Consider the following 1407-nt stretch of genomic DNA (forward strand, 5'->3'; position numbering starts at 1 on the left):
GGCAGGATCAACGAAGTCCAGGACCGCACGCCGGAAACGGGAACCCAGCCAAGCCAGACAGCGAAGACAAGGATCAGGAGCAGGCCAAGCAGAAAACTTGGCAGGGTCGCACCAAGCAAGCTCAATGCGCCTATCGCCTCGTCGATCCGCGTGCCTTGATAGCTGGCAGCGAGCGCACCGGCGACAATCCCGACCAATGAAGAAAGGACAAGCGCCGCCACGCCGAGCTGGAGGCTGTATGGCAGGTTTTGCAAGATGAGATCGCGCACCGGCCGAGCTTGAAGGATCGAGGTGCCAAGATCACCTTGCAGAAGGTGGAACATCCACAGCAGATATTGCTCGATCAGGCTGCGATCCAAGCCGTATTTGACAACCAGTTGCGCGCGCTGAGCCGGCGAAGAGCCGGCCCGCACCAGATTGTTGATGGGATCGCCCGGGACGAAGTGGACGACCATAAAGACAAGAGCCGAGACAACCACAAAAATGGGCAGGAGCAACAGCGTCCGCTTCAGGAGATATGCGGCCATGGACCAGGTCGCCTACCCGACCGCTTTCAGGTCGAGAACCGTCTGCTGCATGATCTCCGCCCCACGGATGGCTTCGGGAACCGACAGCATGTCGCTGTTGTAGGCTATATTCTGCGCGGCCTCGTGGATGGGTATGAAGACGAACTGGCTAAGGATATATTCATGCAGTTTTTTGAAATTAGCGACACGCTCGTCCCAGGTCTTGGACTTGTGCATTGCGATTTCGTTGAGCTCCTCTGAGCGCGGATCGTCCCACATCGATACGTTTGGGAAGGGAATGCGTTTTGCGCTGAACTCCCAATCGAGTTCGTCCGCATTGTTCCAATCGTAGTGATTGACGACAAACTGGTGTTCGCCCTTTTTGAGTTGATCATCCAGCGAGGCTTTATCGAACACAGCGATATCGACCGCCATGCCAACCGCCTTGAGCTGAGCCTGCACAATTTCGGCAATCCGCTTGTATTCGGTCTCGCCTCTCGTCCAGAGGCTGACCGCCAGCGGTGCCCCGGCCTTGTGACGGACGCCATCGTCGTCGCGAACCCATCCGGCCTCGTCGAGCAGATGGTTGGCTTTTTCCGCATCGTAGTGGATCTCAAAATCCTTGCCGACCCGCGATTCCGCGAGCGAGGCGATAAGAAATTGGTGCGACTCTGTTCCGATGCCGTTGTAGACGCCTTGGAGGATGGCAGCTTGATCAACAGCCAGGGCTGTCGCCTGACGAATCTTGATGTCGGTGAACGGCTCCTTGCGAACGTTGAACTTGATTGTGGTGACGCCGATGCCGGGCAGGGTCCGGAACTTGATGCTCTTTTCAGCCTGCAACTGAGGGAGAAATTCGGTAGGCAGGCCAAGCAGCATGCCAACCCCGCCGGTCTCCAGT

Annotated in this window: 2 protein-coding genes; both read right to left on the reverse strand. The window is 57.3% G+C overall.

Going from position 1 to position 1407, the window contains the following annotated elements:
- On the reverse strand, positions 1-527 hold a 527-nt coding region (locus tag EOA22_RS33565), incomplete at its 3' end, for an ABC transporter permease (protein WP_164756182.1).
- Positions 528-539: 12 nt separating this feature from the next.
- Positions 540-1407: ABC transporter substrate-binding protein (locus EOA22_RS33570; protein ID WP_245478759.1), on the reverse strand; the 868-nt coding region annotated here is incomplete at its 5' end.

Origin of the sequence: Mesorhizobium sp. M7A.F.Ca.US.014.04.1.1 (assembly GCF_003998745.1) — a bacterium.
In the GTDB taxonomy this organism is placed as follows: Bacteria; Pseudomonadota; Alphaproteobacteria; order Rhizobiales; family Rhizobiaceae; genus Mesorhizobium; species Mesorhizobium ciceri.